16 protein-coding genes and 3 pseudogenes are annotated in these 13974 nt (G+C 56.1%); 10 read left to right on the top strand and 9 right to left on the bottom strand.

Translation table 11 applies throughout. The features are described 5' to 3' along the window. Window positions 1-87 precede the first annotated feature (87 nt). The 4 genes and pseudogenes from ccoN to ccoP all read left to right on the top strand — a co-directional run bounded on the left by ccoN (window position 88) and on the right by ccoP (window position 3535). Window positions 88-1685 (top strand): annotated as a pseudogene (gene ccoN, locus QTO30_RS18765) (cytochrome-c oxidase, cbb3-type subunit I). A gap of 13 nt (window positions 1686-1698) precedes the next feature. Further along, window positions 1699-2460 (top strand): cytochrome-c oxidase, cbb3-type subunit II, encoded by a 762-nt coding sequence (gene ccoO / locus QTO30_RS18770; protein ID WP_340425566.1) that lies wholly within the window; start codon window positions 1699-1701, stop codon window positions 2458-2460. A 14-nt stretch (window positions 2461-2474) separates the two neighbouring features. After that, window positions 2475-2666 carry a cbb3-type cytochrome c oxidase subunit 3 gene (locus QTO30_RS18775; RefSeq protein ID WP_340425567.1) on the top strand — a complete coding sequence of 64 codons (192 nt, stop codon included), beginning with the start codon at window positions 2475-2477 and terminating at the stop codon, window positions 2664-2666. Beyond that, window positions 2663-3535, top strand: a complete 873-nt coding sequence (gene ccoP / locus QTO30_RS18780; protein ID WP_340425568.1) for a cytochrome-c oxidase, cbb3-type subunit III — start codon at window positions 2663-2665, stop codon at window positions 3533-3535. The genes QTO30_RS18775 and ccoP overlap by 4 nt, the downstream gene beginning before the upstream one ends. Before the next feature lie 123 nt (window positions 3536-3658). On the opposite strand, the gene QTO30_RS18785 is transcribed toward ccoP, so the two are convergent. Then, window positions 3659-3946: an SH3 domain-containing protein gene (locus QTO30_RS18785; RefSeq protein ID WP_340425569.1), complete on the bottom strand. Its 288-nt coding sequence runs from the start codon at window positions 3944-3946 to the stop codon at window positions 3659-3661. Window positions 3947-3981: 35 nt separating this feature from the next. Then, entirely contained in the window at window positions 3982-4482 is a 501-nt protein-coding gene (locus tag QTO30_RS18790; RefSeq protein ID WP_340425570.1) for an Lrp/AsnC family transcriptional regulator, read from the bottom strand. Between the two features lie 165 nt (window positions 4483-4647). Between QTO30_RS18790 and trxB the strand changes: the two genes are divergently transcribed. The 3 genes and pseudogenes from trxB to QTO30_RS18805 all read left to right on the top strand — a co-directional run bounded on the left by trxB (window position 4648) and on the right by QTO30_RS18805 (window position 7977). Further along, window positions 4648-5616: a thioredoxin-disulfide reductase gene (trxB, locus tag QTO30_RS18795; protein WP_340425571.1), complete on the top strand. Its 969-nt coding sequence runs from the start codon at window positions 4648-4650 to the stop codon at window positions 5614-5616. Continuing rightward, window positions 5617-6114: an RES family NAD+ phosphorylase gene (locus QTO30_RS18800; RefSeq protein ID WP_340425572.1), complete on the top strand. Its 498-nt coding sequence runs from the start codon at window positions 5617-5619 to the stop codon at window positions 6112-6114. 153 nt (window positions 6115-6267) lie between these two features. Next, window positions 6268-7977, top strand: a pseudogene (locus QTO30_RS18805) (bifunctional sulfate adenylyltransferase/adenylylsulfate kinase). Window positions 7978-8003: 26 nt separating this feature from the next. Here QTO30_RS18805 and QTO30_RS18810 read toward each other — a convergent pair. Together QTO30_RS18810 and QTO30_RS18815 are read right to left on the bottom strand one after the other, a co-directional pair. Further along, complete coding sequence (locus QTO30_RS18810; RefSeq protein WP_340425574.1) at window positions 8004-8228, bottom strand: DUF1150 family protein; 225 nt, start codon at window positions 8226-8228, stop codon at window positions 8004-8006. A gap of 3 nt (window positions 8229-8231) precedes the next feature. Then, the gene (locus tag QTO30_RS18815; protein WP_340425575.1) at window positions 8232-8645 is read right to left on the bottom strand and encodes an Hsp20 family protein; all 414 of its coding nucleotides are present in this window, start codon (window positions 8643-8645) and stop codon (window positions 8232-8234) included. Between the two features lie 165 nt (window positions 8646-8810). Here QTO30_RS18815 and QTO30_RS18820 point away from each other — a divergent pair, with 165 nt between their 5' ends. The 3 genes from QTO30_RS18820 to QTO30_RS18830 all read left to right on the top strand — a co-directional run bounded on the left by QTO30_RS18820 (window position 8811) and on the right by QTO30_RS18830 (window position 10647). After that, window positions 8811-9029, top strand: coding sequence for a YdcH family protein (locus QTO30_RS18820; RefSeq protein WP_340425576.1), 219 nt, complete (start codon window positions 8811-8813; stop codon window positions 9027-9029). 63 nt (window positions 9030-9092) lie between these two features. After that, complete coding sequence (purE, locus tag QTO30_RS18825; protein ID WP_340425578.1) at window positions 9093-9581, top strand: 5-(carboxyamino)imidazole ribonucleotide mutase; 489 nt, start codon at window positions 9093-9095, stop codon at window positions 9579-9581. Further along, the gene (locus QTO30_RS18830) at window positions 9574-10647 is read left to right on the top strand and encodes a 5-(carboxyamino)imidazole ribonucleotide synthase (RefSeq protein WP_340425976.1); all 1074 of its coding nucleotides are present in this window, start codon (window positions 9574-9576) and stop codon (window positions 10645-10647) included. The genes purE and QTO30_RS18830 overlap by 8 nt, the downstream gene beginning before the upstream one ends. 23 nt (window positions 10648-10670) lie before the next feature. On the opposite strand, the gene QTO30_RS18835 is transcribed toward QTO30_RS18830, so the two are convergent. The 5 genes and pseudogenes from QTO30_RS18835 to QTO30_RS18855 all read right to left on the bottom strand — a co-directional run. Then, window positions 10671-11411: an esterase/lipase family protein gene (locus tag QTO30_RS18835; RefSeq protein WP_340425579.1), complete on the bottom strand. Its 741-nt coding sequence runs from the start codon at window positions 11409-11411 to the stop codon at window positions 10671-10673. A gap of 37 nt (window positions 11412-11448) precedes the next feature. Further along, window positions 11449-12255: a DMT family transporter gene (locus QTO30_RS18840; protein WP_340425580.1), complete on the bottom strand. Its 807-nt coding sequence runs from the start codon at window positions 12253-12255 to the stop codon at window positions 11449-11451. A 51-nt stretch (window positions 12256-12306) separates the two neighbouring features. After that, window positions 12307-13152: an NAD(P)-dependent oxidoreductase gene (locus QTO30_RS18845; protein ID WP_340425581.1), complete on the bottom strand. Its 846-nt coding sequence runs from the start codon at window positions 13150-13152 to the stop codon at window positions 12307-12309. 79 nt (window positions 13153-13231) lie between these two features. After that, window positions 13232-13504 (bottom strand): LysE family transporter, encoded by a 273-nt coding sequence (locus QTO30_RS18850; protein ID WP_340425582.1) that lies wholly within the window; start codon window positions 13502-13504, stop codon window positions 13232-13234. A gap of 106 nt (window positions 13505-13610) precedes the next feature. Further along, window positions 13611-13871, bottom strand: a pseudogene (locus QTO30_RS18855) (LysE family translocator); the annotation flags it as partial. Window positions 13872-13974: the final 103 nt, after the last annotated feature.

Genomic DNA, 13974 nt, shown 5'->3' on the forward strand with positions numbered 1-13974 from the left:
GGTAAGCCTTGGCTTGCCGCTTCATAAGCAGAGTTACCAAATAGCCGTCGGACCCGTTTGCGATCCGGCCAAGGAAGGGGATCTCTTATGGGGAACTATATAAAGTTGATAGCGCTGGGGTGTGTCACGCTCTTTGCGGCTATCGCTGCAAACTGGGGGCGTGATGTCGCCTATATCGTGCACGCCATGATCATTATGGTTGTCGGTGCCTTTTTGTTTGTGCGCGTGCTGCGCCAGATTGATGGGCCAGCCTATGCCACACCAGATGGCTACATGGACGATGTCGTCCGTGCTTAGGCGTCATCGCGACAGGTTTCTGGGGTGTTGTTGGATTTCTGGTTGGGGTGGTCATTGCCTTCCAACTGGCATTTCCACAGCTCAATTTTGAGGTTCTTCAGCCATATGGCAACTTCGGACGGCTGCGCCCACTGCACACAAGTGCGGTGATTTTTGCGTTTGGGGGCAACGCCCTGATCATGTCGTCGTTCTATATCGTACAGCGCACCTGTGGCGCGCGGCTTTGGGGTGGCAACCTCGCCTGGTTTGTTTTCTGGGGTTACAACCTCTTTATCGTGCTGGCAGCCACGGGCTACCTGCTGGGTGCGACCCAATCCAAAGAATATGCTGAACCTGAATGGTACGTCGATCTCTGGCTGACCGTTGTTTGGGTTGCTTTTCTTGCTGTCTATCTTGGTACGATCTTCAAGCGGACCGAAAAGCACATCTATGTTGCGAACTGGTTCCTGCTGAGCTTCATTATCACCGTTGCGATGCTGCATATCGTCAACAACATCAGCATTCCCGTCAGCATCTGGGGCAGCAAGTCTGTGCAGATCTTCAGCGGTGTGCAGGACGCGATGACCCAGTGGTGGTACGGCCACAACGCGGTGGGCTTCTTCCTGACGGCGGGTTTCCTTGGCATGATGTACTACTTCGTGCCCAAGCAGGCCGGGCGCCCTGTGTTCTCGTATAAGCTGTCCATCATCCACTTCTGGGCGCTGATCTTCCTGTATATCTGGGCGGGTCCGCACCACTTGCACTACACAGCGCTGCCTGACTGGGCATCGACCCTTGGTATGGTCTTCTCGATCATTCTGTGGATGCCAAGCTGGGGTGGTATGATCAACGGCCTGATGACGCTGCAAGGCGCATGGGACAAGCTGCGTACCGATCCGATCATCCGGATGATGGTGATCAGCCTAGCCTTCTACGGCATGTCTACCTTTGAAGGTCCAATGATGTCGATCCGGGCGGTCAACAGCCTGTCACACTATACAGACTGGACCATCGGTCACGTGCACTCTGGTGCGCTGGGCTGGAACGGGATGATCACATTCTCTGCCCTCTACTTCCTCACACCAAAACTGTGGGGCCGGGCGAGCATGTATTCGATGTCGGCGATCAACTGGCACTTCTGGTTGGCCACAATCGGGATCATTCTCTACGCGGCCTCAATGTGGGTCACCGGGATCATGGAAGGCCTGATGTGGCGTGAAGTCGACGCAAACGGGTTCCTTGTGAACAGCTTTGCCGACACCGTTTCCGCGAAGTTCCCAATGTATGTGGTCCGTGGCCTGGGTGGGGTTCTCTACCTCAGCGGCGCACTGATCATGGTGTGGAACATGTACATGACCATCCGTGGTGGCGCGAAAGTTGCCGCACCGGTTGGCGTGCCAGCAGAATAAGGAGGGCTGAGACATGTCTGATACAACTCCAAACGACGGACCAGCCAAAGGCTTCCTAGCAAAACACGCGATCCTGGAGCGCAGCCCAACGTTGCTCCTTGTTTCCTCCTTGTTGGTGGTATCCGTGGGCGGGATCGTGGAAATCGCACCTCTCTTCTATCTTGAGAATACGATCGAAGAGGTTGAAGGGGTGCGGCCCTATTCCCCGCTGGAACTGGCGGGGCGGGATATCTACATCCGTGAAGGGTGTTATGTTTGCCACAGCCAGATGATCCGCCCAATGCGGGATGAGGTTGAGCGTTATGGTCACTACTCACTGGCGGCGGAATCTATGTATGATCACCCACACCAATGGGGATCCAAGCGGACCGGGCCAGACTTAGCTCGGGTTGGTGGTAAGTATTCGGATGCATGGCACCTTGATCACCTGATCGCGCCGCGCTCGGTGGTGCCTGAATCGATCATGCCGGGTTATGCCTATCTGCTCGATACAAAAGTAAACGCAGAGTATACTGCTGATCTTGTGGCGACACATAGCTTCATCGGAGTGCCATACACGGAAGAAATGATCGAAGTGGCGGCAGCTGATACGTTGGCGCAAGCCGATCCCGATACTGACGCATATGATGATCTGCTGGAGCGGTATCCGGGTGCGCAAATTCGCAACTTTGATGGTCAACCGGGCGTGTCCGAGATGGATGCCTTGATCGCGTATCTGCAAATGCTAGGCACGACTGTCGACTTTTCGACCTTCACCCCAGACGCAAGCCGCTAAGGAGGGTTTGAGCAATGGAAAATACGTCTTTGCTAAGCCAAATGGCAGATAACTGGATGCTTCTGGCGATGTTCACGCTGTTTGTGGGGGCCATTCTTTGGGCCCTGCGCCCCGGCAGCCGTGATGTTCATAACGAAACCGCCAGCATTCCCTTCCGTAATGAGGACCATCCAGGTTCGTCCGAGATTGAGGAGCTGGAATCATGAGCAGCAACGATCAAAAAGATATTGATGAAGTCACAGGGACCGACACAACCGGCCACACTTGGGACGGAATCAAGGAACTCAATAATCCTTTGCCGCGCTGGTGGCTCTGGTGCTTCTATCTCACCATCATCTGGGGTGTTGCCTATACCATTGCCTACCCCGCGTGGCCGTTGGTCAGTAGTGCCACCTCCGGGCTGCTGGGGTATTCGACCCGCGGTGAAGTTGCCCAGGATATTGCTCGGTTCGAAGAGGCCAACGCGGACATCTCTGCACAGCTGGCCTCGGCTGACTTGAATGCGTTGGCCGAGGATGAGGTGCTTGCACGCTTTGCGACGTCGGCAGGCGGCGCGGTGTTCCGCAACAATTGTTCACAATGCCATGGTTCTGGTGCTGCGGGTGCTGTTGGGTATCCCAATCTGCTGGACGATGACTGGCTTTGGGGCGGTGATTTCGAGAACATCGAATACACCGTTCGCCACGGTATTCGGAATGAAGAGGACTGGGACGCACGTTGGTCAGAGATGACAGCCTATGATGAGATATTCACGAACGAGGAAGTCGATCAGGTTGTTCATTACGTGCGGCTGATTTCGAACCAAGAGCATGATCCGGCTTTGGCGGCAGGTGGTGAAGCGCTGTTCCTAGACAACTGCGCGGCCTGTCACGCGGACAATGGGACCGGCAGCCGCGACCTTGGCGCGCCAAACCTGACGGACGCAATTTGGCTTTATGGCGGTGATCTGGAAAGTCTAGAAGAGACCGTCCGTTACGCCCGCTTTGGTGTGATGCCCCCATGGGGCGAACGCCTGACGGAAGCCGAGATCAAAGCCGTCACTGCCTATGTGCACCAACTGGGCGGCGGCGAGTAAGCATCACCGACCTCGGATCGTCTGTTCGCGCATTGATTTGAGGTTAAGTGAAGGGAAGGGCGTCCGCCGCAGCGGGCGTCCTTTTCTGTGTGATATGAACAGATGGCCTGCGGCGTGTAGGTCTTACTGCCCCGAAAGGTAGTCGGCAGAGACGTAGCCGGTGACTTGCGGTGCGTCAGCAAGTGAAACTTGGCACCACCGCTGACCAACTTCGGTGACGCAATCGCGCAGATTGAGTTCGGTGCCGTCAGGCAGGCCCATAATGATGTTAAAGCCAAGTCCGGGGCCTGATCGCAACTTCAGCAATTGTTCTGGTCCGGTGCGTTCGACGACCGTGCGATTGCTGCCAACACTGCTGCAACCGGCAAAAATGATGAACGCACATATGACGAGAAGCGGAGTATGGTGCATTGTCTGACCTTTTCGAATGCGCTCAGAGAGTCGGATTAAGCTTCTTGCGCGAGACGTGCTTCAAGCACATCAAACGGCACTCCCGGCTCATCCTTCGCGCCGCGGATGACCAGCGAGGTTTTCACCGAGGCCACGTTTTCAGCGCTGGTCAATTCTTCGGTCAGAAAACGCTGGAAGGTCCGCAGATCGGGGGCGACGCATTTGAGGATAAAGTCCACTTCGCCATTGAGCATGTGGCATTCGCGGACGAGTGGCCAGCCCTGGCAAAGCGCCTCGAATGCGCTGAGGTCTGCTTCTGCCTGACTGACCAATCCGACCATGGCAAAGACCTGCACTTCGAACCCCAACTCGCGCGAATTGACGTCGGCATGATAACCTTGGATGAACCCTTGCTCCTCCAACGTGCGCACGCGGCGCAGGCAAGGCGGGGCAGAGATTCCCACGCGCTTTGCCAGTTCGACATTTGTCATACGGCCATCGGCCTGCAGTTCAGCCAGAATCATCCGGTCAATTTCGTCTAACTTGGTGCCTGGCATCCATTGGTTCCCGATATTTTTGCAAATACTACGTTGATGTAGGTATAGGCGCAAGATTATTTCAATATATAGCAAGAAAATAACCTGCTCAGGGTCGCGCTTGTTGGTCTTTTATCATCGCCTTTGCGGGGCTATATCGGGATCACCCAATCAAATGAGGCTGCCATGACCGACACGCGACATATCAAAGTTCTGATCATCGGATCTGGCCCGGCGGGCTATACGGCAGGCGTCTACGCAGCCCGCGCGATGTTGGAGCCTGTGCTGATCCAAGGAATTGAACCGGGTGGCCAGTTGACCACGACGACCGAGGTTGAAAACTGGCCCGGTGATACGGAAGTACAAGGACCTGATCTGATGGTGCGGATGGAAGCGCACGCGCGCGCGATGGGCTGCGAGATTGTGGGCGATATCGTCACGTCGCTGGATCTGCAAAAGCGTCCGTTCACGGCGATCTGCGATAGTGGTGCGGTTTATACTGCGGATGCTGTCATCCTTTGCACTGGTGCACGCGCAAAATGGCTGGGTCTGCCCTCGGAAGAGAAGTTCAAAGGCTTTGGGGTCAGCGCCTGTGCAACCTGTGATGGGTTCTTCTATCGTGGCCAAGAAATTGTCGTGGTTGGCGGTGGGAATACAGCCGTGGAAGAGGCGCTGTTCCTGACAAATTTTGCCTCGAAGGTGACGCTGGTGCACCGCCGGGATGAGCTGCGGGCCGAAAAGATTCTGCAAAACCGTCTGTTCAACAACCCCAAGATCGAAACGCTTTGGTTCCACGAGATTGATGAAGTCTACGGTGCTGACAGCCCGCTGGGTGTCGAAGGCGTGCGGGTCAAACATACCAAGACAGGTGAGTTGACCGAAATCGCCGCCAAAGGTGTTTTCATCGCCATCGGCCATGCACCGGCGAATGAGTTGATCAAGGATCAGTTGGAGACGCACAACGGCGGATACGTCAAGGTCGCCCCTGGCACGACGAAGACCGAAATTCCTGGGGTGTTTGCGGCCGGTGATCTGACAGACCATGTGTATCGTCAGGCCGTGACATCGGCTGGTATGGGGTGCATGGCTGCACTGGACGCGGAAAAATTCATTGCCGAAATGGAAGATACTGTGGCGGTCGCAGCGGCGGAGTAAGTGTTCACCACGCTGAACACGACGCTTTATCGGATTGTTTTCGCGGAATTCGCAAACACTGTGCTTGAAGGCGCAATCCATCCTGAAGGCCGGTTTCATCATGCGGATCAGCCCGCGCTATATGCTTCGCCATCGCCTGATACGGCGGCGATCGCCATCCAGATATATCTCAAGCCGGATGACCCACCGCGCGTGCTGGTGCCGTTGTCGTTACGTAATGCGCGTATGGTTGATTTGCGCGACATAGATACCTGTAAGGTTCTCGGCATTGATCCGGCATGGTCGACGGTGCCGTGGTCAGATGAGAGGGCGGCGGGTAGGCCAGCCACAAGTTGGCGAGCGTCGGATGCAGCACGTGCTGCGGGCGCTGATGGCATGCTCTACGCATCACGTCGTACACCTGATCGTTGGCATGTTGTTCTTTTCTCTTGGAACATCGGGAACGGGGCCGTTCTTGACATAGATGGAACACCGACCCGCTGGTCCCCAAAGCAATAGGTTGCGGTCACGCAAATCAATGGCGATGCAGGCCGTGGTTCTGCATTTGCTGGCTGACAGGGACAGCAGACTTATTCCCCTTGCTTGCTGGACATTGCCGCCGTGACAGGGCTATGCCCGTGCTATCTGAAGTCAGTCATACTCGAGAAAAAAATGTCGCAAGATTTGACGCCGATCCCCGAACTTTATGTTTCATACGAAAGCGCACAAAAGATGAAGCTGGAAGCAGCAGAGCTGACCAGTCATGATCTGACACCGCGCCAGATTTGTGATCTGGAGTTGTTGATGAACGGCGGTTTCAACCCGCTAAAAGGCTTTCTGTCGCAGGCAGATTACGAAAGCGTCGTGGACTCGATGCGTCTTGCCGATGGCACGTTGTGGCCGATGCCGATTACTCTGGATGTTTCTGAGAGCTTTGCAGAGACAGTCGAAATGGGTCAGGACATTGCGCTGCGTGATCGGGAAGGTGTCATTCTGGCTACGATGACAGTCACCGACAAATGGGTGCCGAATAAGGCGCATGAGGCTGAGAAGGTCTTTGGTGCGGATGACGTGGCCCATCCGGCAGTGAACTACCTGCACAATACTGCGGGATCGGTGTATCTGGGTGGGCCCATCACGGGCATTCAGCAGCCGGTTCACTATGATTTTCGTGGGCGTCGTGACACACCCAACGAATTACGCGCTTATTTCCGCAAGCTGGGTTGGCGCAAGGTCGTGGCCTTCCAAACCCGTAACCCGCTGCACCGTGCCCATCAGGAGTTGACCTTCCGTGCCGCAAAAGAAGCGCAGGCCAACCTGCTGATCCATCCTGTCGTCGGTATGACCAAACCGGGTGATATCGATCACTTTACCCGCGTGCGCTGCTATGAGGCGGTGTTGGACCAATACCCGTCGGCGACCACAACCATGTCTTTGCTCAACCTCGCCATGCGCATGGCGGGCCCACGCGAAGCGGTATGGCACGGTCTGATCCGGAAAAACCATGGATGCACCCATTTTATCGTTGGGCGTGATCATGCAGGGCCCGGCAAGAACAGTGCCGGTGAGGATTTCTACGGCCCCTATGATGCGCAGGACCTGTTCCGCGCGCATCAGGATGAGATGGGCATCGAAATGGTCGACTTTAAGCACATGGTCTATGTGCAAGACCGCGCCCAGTATGAGCTAAGCGGATGAGATCAAGGACAAGGATGATGTGACGATCCTGAATATCTCGGGCACTGAATTGCGCCGCCGATTGGCTGAAGGCTTGGAAATCCCTGAATGGTTCTCGTTCCCTGCCGTGGTCGAAGAGTTGCGCAAGACCCGTCCACCGCGTGCGGAACAGGGCTTCACCGTCTTCTTCACCGGATTTTCAGGTTCCGGCAAATCAACCGTTGCCAACGCGTTGATGGTCAAACTGATGGAGATGGGGGGCGCCCCGTCACGCTGTTGGATGGCGATATCGTCCGCAAGAACCTGTCGTCAGAGCTGGGGTTCAGCAAAGAGCACCGCGACCTGAATATCCGTCGCATCGGCTATGTTGCCTCTGAAATCACAAAAAACGGCGGCATCGCGATTTGCGCGCCGATCGCACCCTACGCCACGACCCGGCGGGCGGTGCGCGAAGACGTGGAACAGTTTGGCGCCTTCGTTGAGGTACACGTCGCTACGTCAATTGAAGAGTGTGAGCGGCGCGACCGCAAGGGCCTGTACAAGCTTGCGCGGGCTGGCAAGATCAAAGAGTTTACGGGAATATCTGACCCATATGATATGCCTGAAGATCCGGAACTTCGGCTGGAAACCGAAAGCGTACCCGTTGATAACTGCGCGCATCAGGTGATCTTGAAGCTAGAAAGCTTAGGCTTGATTAAGGCGTAAGGTGGATCAAGATCCACCTTACCTCCTCAATGTACCGTTACCGGTTCCATGTTGTTTTCGCGCGCAAGGTGGAACGCCAGCTTGCGATCCGCAACCAGCGCCAGTTGCTCGCCGTCGGCATTGTGCACCGAAAACAGTTCTTCCAGGTCACCAACCTTTGCGCGCATTTCGTCAGGTAGATCGGTTGCAAGGATAGGCTTCACATAGACGATGCCTTGTCCGAATGTCGCGAAGTCGAATTTGGTGTCCATAGCTTATCCTTTCTTGATGTTGATGGTTTGGACAATGCGCTCGGGTACGGCGCGGGTCAGGTCGACGTGCAGCAGGCCGTTCTCCATGACGGCTTCGCCCACATCAACACCGTCGGCAAGCACGAATGAACGCTGGAACTGGCGCGCTGCGATCCCGCGGTGCAGGAACACGCGGTCTTCGCTATCATCCGTTTGACGGCCGCGGATCACAAGGGCGCTATCTTCAACTGTGATTGCTAGATCCGCCTCGGCGAAACCGGCCACGGCGAGCGTAATCCGGTAGGAATTCTCAGATGTCTGTTCAATATTGTAGGGCGGGTAGCCCTCGTTCCCGCTTTTTGCGGTGCGTTCGACCAGCCGTTCAAGCTGTTCGAAACCCAAAAGGAACGGATGCGTTCCCAAAGCCAATTTTGTCATAAGACATGCCCTTTGCTTAAGCGACTGTCAGGTATTGGCCCCGACTGCGGCGACCATTGCCAAAAATATGGGGTGCCGGGATGTATTGATCAAGAGGAAGTATTAGCTTGTTAACGACTAAGCGGTGTAGATTACCGTAACACATTGCTTCTGGATCACATGTCGATGAACACATCTGCGAAAATGGAACAAAACGAAGTTCTTCGCGTCAAACTCGAAGTATTGCGGGTCGAACATCGCGATCTGGATGAAGCGATTGAGGCGCTCCATGAGCGTGGATCATCTGATATGCTGACAATTAAACGGCTCAAGAAACAAAAACTGGCGTTGAAAGATCAGATAGCGCAGCTGGAAGACCGGATTTTACCCGATATTATCGCATGATAGCATTGCCGCGCGGCTGGCCTTGGCTATAGTGCCGCTTCCTTTGGAAAGTGGGACTGCATCATGACCAAACCCCTTATCGGCATCATTATGGGCAGCCAATCGGACTGGTCGACCATGCGCGAGGCCGCTGATGTGCTGGATGAGTTAGGTGTCCCTTATGAGACCAAGATCGTATCGGCCCATCGCACGCCTGATCGGCTGTGGACGTATGGTAAGACAGCCGTGGATCGCGGATTGCAGGTGATCATTGCGGGTGCAGGCGGGGCGGCACACCTGCCCGGCATGATGGCGTCGAAAACACGTCTCCCTGTCGTGGGTGTTCCTGTCCAAACCAACGCTTTGTCTGGTGTTGATAGCCTTTATTCGATCTTGCAAATGCCGCGTGGTTATCCTGTTGCTACGATGGCAATTGGTGCCGCAGGCGCAAAAAATGCCGGGCTGATGGCTGCGGGTATCCTCGCACTGCAAGACCCAGCACTGGCTACGCGGCTTGATCAATGGCGCAGCGATCTGAGCGCATCTATCCCCGATGAGCCGCATGATGAGTAACCCGCTTCCCGTTGGATCAACCATTGGCATCCTTGGTGGGGGGCAATTGGGGCGTATGTTGTCCGTGGCGGCAGCCCGACTTGGGTTGCGAACACATATCTTTGAACCGGGCGCGCTTGCTCCTGCAGGCGACGTGGCACATGCGGTGACCACGGCGCGTTACGATGATCACGCCGCGCTGACGGGTTTTGGACAGTCTGTCGATGTGATCACCTATGAGTTCGAAAACATCCCGACCAGCGCGCTTGATCTGCTTGAAACGCTGACACCCATTCATCCCGGCAGGCAGGCGCTTGCGACCAGTCAGGATCGGCTGACGGAGAAGGTCTTTCTGCAAGACCTTGGCCTGCAGACGGCCCCTTTTGCGGATGTCGCGACGGAGACCGATCTGGATGCGGCACTCGCGACGATTGGCACGCCTGCGATCTTGAAAACCCGCCGGTTCGGTTATGACGGCAAAGGGCAGGCGCGGATCATGTCACCGACCGATGCCGATCAGGCATTGGCTGATATGGCGAAGGCGCTTACGATTCTGGAAGGGTTTATCGACTTCACCCACGAGGTTTCCGTGATCGGCGCAAGGAATCCATCGGGGGATGTGGCCTGCTATGACCCGGGCGAAAATGTGCATGAGGCCGGGATACTGCGCACCACAACAGTGCCTGCGAAGCTGACGCCGGGCCAAAGGACGGATGCTGTTCTGATAGCGGCGCGCATCCTCAACGCGCTCGACTATGTTGGGGTCATGGGGGTGGAGCTTTTCGTGACGCGCAGCGGCCTGATCGTGAACGAAATCGCGCCGCGCGTGCATAACTCTGGCCATTGGACCCAGAATGGGTGTTCGATTTGCCAATTCGAACAGCATATCCGCGCAGTGGCGGGCTGGCCACTGGGCGCAGGGACGCGCCATTCAGATGTTGTGATGGAAAATCTGATTGGTGACGATATGGACCGTGTTCCCGAGCTGGCTAAAACCGATGCCGCGATCCACCTTTATGGCAAGGCCGAGATTAAGGCGGGGCGTAAAATGGGGCACGTCAACCGGGTCATGCGGTCTGCGTCCTAGCTTTCGCGTCCGAGGCGGTTTGGTCAGTCGGTTCCGAAGATAATGCCGGTCAGGCTGAGGCTACGATCAAAGAAGCCATCATCCAGAAAGACCAGCACTTCTTCAATCACAAGCGGATTGTTCATCATAAAGGTATGTGTCACCGGCAACACAAGGTGGTCTTGCATCCCTTCCAACCGGGTCGATGCAACAGAAACTTTACCATCATCCGGCCCCTCGATCAGCGCGGAATAAACGGGGTTCAGTGTGCGGTTGCCCGCGATGATCCCAATTTCATAAGGCAGATTATCAAGCCTGTTCGGCAGGCTGCTTTCTTCTGTTCCCAACTGAAGCCCGGCAGGCCCGTTGACCCATTGAAAGGGCTCAAAGTCGCCGAAGATATCGACCAGTTCTGATCCACTGTTGGGTGGCCCCAGCATCACAACACGCCCCATGCGTTCCGGGCGGTTGTTTGTCAGCCAAGCGCGCACAAGGATACCGCCCATCGAATGGGTGACAAAGTTGACGCGCCGGTCGCCACAAGCGGCGACATCCTCGGCCAGATGTTCTTCAACCAAGGTTTGAATGTCGGCAGTCGTGGACGGATAACCGCGATTGATCACGAGATAGCCTTCGTCCTCCAGCACCAATTGAAGTGGGGTGAAAGAAATCTCGGTTCGGGCCAACCCGTGGAGCATGACTACACATTCCTGTGCCGCGGCAGCAGAGGAAGCAAAAATGGTAAAAGGGACGCCCACAGAAGTCGCATACCCACAAAGTAGCATCGACTTGCTCGTGCAAAACCCCCTGACATCAAGAAACCTAACGTCGCGCCGCAAGCGAAACCGCGATTCCACCTAGGACAAGCCCGCCAGCGATGATCAATCGCAATGTCAGAGGCTCGCTCAGGAACAAGACGCCCGCAGCCACAGCAATCACGGGAACGCTCAGTTGCGCAATACCGGCGACCGTGGTGGGCAAGGCGGGCAGGGCGCGATACCAAAGCGCATAGCCCAAGCCGGATGTGATAGCGCCCGCGATAACTGCTGTGACCACCCCGGGAACTGGCATTGTGCCGACACCGGCCCAAAGCATCGCGACGGCGACAAGCGGCAGACACAGCAGGAAATTGCTGGCTGTGGCGCCCAAAGGGTCTGCCTCTGCCCGGCCCAGAAGGGTGTAGGCTGCCCAAGCCGCCCCAGCGATTGTCATCGCTATAGATCCGCCCAAGGGCACCGCTGTTGTCCCGCTCGGCCAAAGCAAAACGCAAAGCCCGGTCAGGGCAATACCAGCGCCGGTCCAGCGCATGAGTGGGATTTTGCCGCCTTCGATGACGGCCCACCCGAAGACAACAATCTGCAGAACGCCAAAGAGGATCAGCGCCCCAAGACCTGCGTCCAACGTGATATAGGCCCAGGAGAAGCCGATCATGTAAACGGCCAAAGCTGCCGCACCGGCAAATCGCTTGGTCGACAAAACCGCGGGGCGCGGGGCGCTTCGCATGAGCACCAGAATCCATAGCATCAATGCGCCCGCGCCGGTCCTTACCGTCGCAAAATCCATCGGGTCCATACCCTGCAACGCAACACCAATCCTGTTCAGGACCGAGTTGGCTGCAAAGGCACACATGATGAGTGCCACAAGCGCGAACAGCCTCACAACAATCGTCCAATCACCGCTCTAGTCACGTGCGTAGGCCCATGAAATAAGTGCTGCTGGATCATCCCCGCCCATCTCCTTCGCAAGGGCGGATTTCTGTCTTTCCCCAGCTGCCGCAAGCATTGGCAAGGTCAAGCCGTAGGCCTGCACCACCCTTTGGAACACGTCATTGTCCTTATGAACGGCAGCGATGGTAAAGCCCACGGTCGTGTCATGTCCCAGGACTTTAGGGATTCTATTGGCAATCATGGGGACACCTGCAGGTCCACCAGACAGAATAGTCATTGCGGTTTCAAGCGGAATGCCTGCACGTTTGGCCAAAGGCATCATATCGTCCAACCCGCTGAAATAGCATTGCAGCATGCTGTTGTTGATTGTTTTCATCGCAAGCCCGGTGCCAAGCGGACCGATATGAAAAATGCGCCCTGCAATGGCTGACAAGGTTTCTTTGGCGCGGGTCGCCGCCGTATCATCACCACCAATGAAGACGCCGCAAGCCCCGGCCGCGACAAGATCGGGCCCGCCTGAGATCGGGGCATCGACTGCTGTCGCAGCTTTGTCTTCAATGCGCGCGATCCGCTCTTGCAGGATCGTTGGCACAACCGTGCTGGTTTCGATGATCTGTTTACCAGACAGATCAAAGGCGAGACAGGCGTCCAACACATCCGCGACCGCGTTGTCATCCAGAAGACTGAGGATCAGCGTATCGCTCTGCGCGATCACCTTAGCCAGATCCGATACCATAGCGACGCCATCAACCGCCCGCCCGCTGCGTGTCCAGCCCAGGACATGATGGCCTTGCGCCTGCATGCGTCGGGCAATCGCGCTGCCCATACGGCGTAATCCCAGGACGCCAATACGCTCCATTCGCATCTCTCCTTCTCAATGAATGCGAGTTGATACCGGAAAGATCAAAATGGAAAGTGCTACTGCACGTCCGGTCACACTAGTTTGGCGGCAGCGCACGGTATCCCTTGGCAATCATTGCAATCCCGACCCCCAAAAGGCCAAGGCCGCTCAGGAAATCGACGTTCAACCAACGGGCTGCCGTGCGTCGCACAGCAGCCCGTGTCAACAACGCGTAGGCAAGGATCGAAATCGCATCCAGCACGATGAAGACCGCCCCATAGATCACCCCCTGCAATAGAACACTGTGTTGGGTCGAAATGAATGCGGGAAAGAGGGCTACGAAGAAGACGATGGCTTTGGGGTTTGTCACGCAGGCAAAGAAGCTCTACCCAGAAGGTGCTGGCGTCTGACCGTAGGGCAACGGCGCCGGTCGAGTGCGTCACTTGTCTGAAGCTCTGATGCGCCATGAAAAGGATAAAGCATCCTCCGGCAATCTGCAGAATGGGCAATACCTGCTCAGACAGGCTGATGAGAAATGTCAAACCACCGACGGCCACCGCGATATGCACCATCGTGCCAAGCGCATCGCCAGCGACGGCGATATAGGCCGCCCGTGGGCCAAAGCGCAGGGCCTGTGCCGTCGCGAAAGCAACAGATGGTCCTGGAACCGCAACAAACATGAGGGTTGTCGTGAGAAATGCGAGAAAAAGGACCAGGTCCATATCATTAATCACCATGATGAGGTCAGGGAGATGCAGCCGGTGCTTTGGTCCCAGCGCTTAATTGTTCGCTATGCTAGCCTGTCGGATCGGCTCTTTCAAACGGATCCAAGGGCAACGC

Source organism: Yoonia sp. GPGPB17 (genome assembly GCF_037892195.1).
Taxonomy (GTDB): domain Bacteria; phylum Pseudomonadota; class Alphaproteobacteria; order Rhodobacterales; family Rhodobacteraceae; genus Yoonia.

Bases quoted from the DNA above. Each gene is read 5' to 3' on its own strand.
- ccoO (WP_340425566.1), top strand. From the start codon at position 1,699: ATGTCTGATACAACTCCAAACGACGGACCAGCCAAAGGCTTCCTAGCA.
- QTO30_RS18775 (WP_340425567.1), top strand. From the start codon at position 2,475: ATGGAAAATACGTCTTTGCTAAGCCAAATGGCAGATAACTGGATGCTT.
- ccoP (WP_340425568.1), top strand. From the start codon at position 2,663: ATGAGCAGCAACGATCAAAAAGATATTGATGAAGTCACAGGGACCGAC.
- QTO30_RS18785 (WP_340425569.1), bottom strand. From the start codon at position 3,946: ATGCACCATACTCCGCTTCTCGTCATATGTGCGTTCATCATTTTTGCC.
- QTO30_RS18790 (WP_340425570.1), bottom strand. From the start codon at position 4,482: ATGCCAGGCACCAAGTTAGACGAAATTGACCGGATGATTCTGGCTGAA.
- trxB (WP_340425571.1), top strand. From the start codon at position 4,648: ATGACCGACACGCGACATATCAAAGTTCTGATCATCGGATCTGGCCCG.
- QTO30_RS18810 (WP_340425574.1), bottom strand. From the start codon at position 8,228: ATGGACACCAAATTCGACTTCGCGACATTCGGACAAGGCATCGTCTAT.
- QTO30_RS18815 (WP_340425575.1), bottom strand. From the start codon at position 8,645: ATGACAAAATTGGCTTTGGGAACGCATCCGTTCCTTTTGGGTTTCGAA.
- QTO30_RS18820 (WP_340425576.1), top strand. From the start codon at position 8,811: ATGAACACATCTGCGAAAATGGAACAAAACGAAGTTCTTCGCGTCAAA.
- purE (WP_340425578.1), top strand. From the start codon at position 9,093: ATGACCAAACCCCTTATCGGCATCATTATGGGCAGCCAATCGGACTGG.
- QTO30_RS18830 (WP_340425976.1), top strand. From the start codon at position 9,574: ATGAGTAACCCGCTTCCCGTTGGATCAACCATTGGCATCCTTGGTGGG.
- QTO30_RS18835 (WP_340425579.1), bottom strand. From the start codon at position 11,411: ATGCTACTTTGTGGGTATGCGACTTCTGTGGGCGTCCCTTTTACCATT.
- QTO30_RS18840 (WP_340425580.1), bottom strand. From the start codon at position 12,255: ATGTGTGCCTTTGCAGCCAACTCGGTCCTGAACAGGATTGGTGTTGCG.
- QTO30_RS18845 (WP_340425581.1), bottom strand. From the start codon at position 13,152: ATGGAGCGTATTGGCGTCCTGGGATTACGCCGTATGGGCAGCGCGATT.